We start from the raw sequence: 2,438 nt of genomic DNA, 5'->3' as shown, positions 1-2,438 counted from the left end.
TCGAAGATCACCGCCAGATGGGTCGGCGCCTCGGCGGACGTCTTCATGTCCACCAACAGCTTCCAGATCATGTTGCAGAAGCCCGACACGGCGCCGATCGGCACGCCGTCCGACTTGCGCGTCAACGGCGGCAGGGCATGGAAGGCCCGGAAGATGAAGCCGGAGCCATCCACAAGATAGAGCCGGATCGCCGGCCCGTCCTGGGTGTTGGCGCGCGGCAGGTCAGGGAGCGGCGGCGGATCGGCGTCGAGGGTCTCGGTCATGTGACGGAGAATAGGATGCGATGGGGCGAAGGTCACCCGCTTCCACGCGCTGATTGCCGCGTTGGCTCACTGCGTCTAGGGGTCTGGACTGGAGGCAGGCTGGAAATGACCCCGAAGCCCAAATCGCCGCAGGTCACGGTCTGGTACGATGGCGAATGCCCGCTTTGCCAGCGTGAGATCGCCCTGTTCCGGCGTCTGGACCGTCGCGCCGGGATCGACTTCATCGACGTGGCCGGTGACGCCGCCTGCCCGATTGACCGCGCCAGCCTGCTCCAGCGTTTCCATGCGCGTGAGGCCGGTGGGCCCCTGGTGTCTGGCGCCGCAGCGTTTGCGGCCATGTGGCGGGCCATTCCCTTGCTGTCTCCGCTTGGCCACGTCGCCAGGATACCGGTCGTGTTGTGGGGGTTGGAGCGCCTGTATCGGCTGTTTCTGGTCGTCCGCCCTGGGCTGCAGTCTCTGGCGCGGCGCCTTGCCCCCGCGCCCCGCGACGCAGCATGATCGGCGCGACGCCCCGCGCTGTGCTGGTCTATGGCCTGCTGGGGCTCAGCGGTTTTCTGGGACCGCCGCTGGCCGGGTGGCTGTGGGCGGACCACCGTGACCTCGCCGCCCGGTTTCTCATCGCCTACGCAGCCTTGATCCTGTCGTTCCTGGGCGGCGCGCGCTGGGGGCTGGCCGTCGCCAGGCCATCCCCGTCGGTGGCGACCGTTTCCCTGGCGATGCTGCCGACCCTATGGGCGGTGGGCGTCCTGGTCCTCCCGTCGGCCCTCAGTGCCTGGCAGATGGGCGCCTTGGCCGCAGGCCTTGCGCTCCAGTGGCTCTGGGACGTCCGCGCCCGGGGCCTGCCCGCTTGGTATCCCGGCCTGCGGACCGTTCTCAGCCTCGGCGCGCTCGCGGGACTGGCGGCCGGATCCCTGGTTCTGACACGCTGAGCCTGGCGGCGCATCCTCGCAAACGGCGCCCTCGCCACAGGCCTCGTTCGCGCAACCGGTGGAAGCGCGCTAAGAGCCAGCCGTGACCGCCTGCGCCCTGACCCGCCTGACCCTGACCGACTTCCGGTCCTATGCGAGCGCCGAACTGGCGCTGGATGGGCGGCCCGTCTGGTTGGCGGGGCCGAACGGCGCGGGCAAGACCAACCTGCTGGAGGCGGTCAGCTTTCTCATTCCGGGCCGAGGCCTGCGTGGCTCCGGCCTTGGCGAGGTGGGCCGGCGGATGCCGGGCGAGACAGCCGGGCGGGCCTGGGCTGTCGCCGTGAGCGTGCGGTTCGGCGAAGAGGAAACCCGGCTGGGCACCGGGGTCGAGACCGCGGGCGCCGCACGCCGGGCCGTGCGGGTCGAGGGCGAGACCGTGCCGCCCGGCCGCCTGTCGGAACATACCCGCCAGGTCTGGCTGACCCCGGCCCAGGACCGGCTGTTCCTGGAGGGCGCTGCAGATCGGCGACGGTTCTTTGACCGGCTGGTGTTCGCAGGCGAGCCGGTCCACGCCGCCCATGTGCAGGTCTACGAGAAAGCCTTGCGCGAACGCATGCGTCTGTTGATCGACGGCCCGCGCGACGCGGCCTGGCTCGACGCTCTTGAGGCGCGGCTGGCGGAGGCCGGCGCCCTGATGGCCCAGGCCCGGGCGCGAACCCTTGTGGCCCTGGCGACGGAAATCGACACCCGGGGCGCGCGGCCGTTCCCCCAGGCGAGGCTGTCGCTGACGGGGGAGTGGGAGCAGATGGCCGGGCAGGGCGCGGCGCTGGGCGACATTCAGGCGAAGTTGGGCGGGGTCTTGGCCGCCGCCCGCGACCGCGACGCCTCAGCCGGACGCGCGCTCAGCGGCCCCCACCGGGGCGACCTGAGTGTGATCCATGTGGAAAAGGACCGCGCAGCCGCTGAATGCTCCACCGGCGAGCAAAAGGCCCTGATCCTCAACCTGGTGCTGGCCCAGGCGGCGCGACTGGCGCGTGCGGTGGATGCGCCCGCCCCCATTTTGCTGCTGGACGAGGTTGCCGCCCATCTGGACGCGCGCCGCCGGGCCGCCCTGTTCGACGAGATTGAGGCGTTGGGGTTGCAGGCGTTTCTGACCGGGACGGACGAGATGCTGTTTGAGGGGCTGGCGGGGCGGTCTCAGGGGTTTCTGGTGGAGGCGGCGGGGGTGGCTGAGGTCGGGTGAGCGCTTACCGCCCCCGCAAAGCGG

General features: G+C 71.0%; 4 protein-coding genes. 3 read left to right on the top strand and 1 reads right to left on the bottom strand.

Going from position 1 to position 2,438, the window contains the following annotated elements; translation table 11 throughout:
- Positions 1-263: hypothetical protein (locus tag RMO97_RS01240; protein ID WP_310538742.1), on the bottom strand; the 263-nt coding region annotated here is incomplete at its 3' end.
- Positions 264-368: 105 nt separating this feature from the next.
- Here RMO97_RS01240 and RMO97_RS01235 point away from each other — a divergent pair.
- The 3 genes from RMO97_RS01235 (at position 369) to recF (ending at position 2,414) form a co-directional block, all read left to right on the top strand.
- The gene (locus RMO97_RS01235) at positions 369-761 is read left to right on the top strand and encodes a DUF393 domain-containing protein (RefSeq protein WP_310538741.1); all 393 of its coding nucleotides are present in this window, start codon (positions 369-371) and stop codon (positions 759-761) included.
- A complete protein-coding gene (locus tag RMO97_RS01230) occupies positions 758-1,192 on the top strand; it encodes a DUF3429 domain-containing protein (protein WP_310538740.1) in 435 nt (144 codons plus the stop codon). The genes RMO97_RS01235 and RMO97_RS01230 overlap by 4 nt, the downstream gene beginning before the upstream one ends.
- 82 nt (positions 1,193-1,274) lie before the next feature.
- Complete coding sequence (gene recF / locus RMO97_RS01225) at positions 1,275-2,414, top strand: DNA replication/repair protein RecF (protein WP_310538739.1); 1,140 nt, start codon at positions 1,275-1,277, stop codon at positions 2,412-2,414.
- Positions 2,415-2,438 lie beyond the last annotated feature (24 nt).

Origin of the sequence: Phenylobacterium sp. (genome assembly GCF_031425575.1) — a bacterium.
Taxonomy (GTDB): domain Bacteria; phylum Pseudomonadota; class Alphaproteobacteria; order Caulobacterales; family Caulobacteraceae; genus Phenylobacterium.
The sequence above is the reverse complement of the archived record's forward strand: the minus strand, read 5'-3'. Positions and strand labels throughout refer to the sequence as shown.

Coding starts and splice junctions, on each gene's coding strand:
- RMO97_RS01235 (WP_310538741.1), top strand. CDS start 369: ATGACCCCGAAGCCCAAATCGCCGCAGGTCACGGTCTGGTACGATGGC.
- RMO97_RS01230 (WP_310538740.1), top strand. CDS start 758: ATGATCGGCGCGACGCCCCGCGCTGTGCTGGTCTATGGCCTGCTGGGG.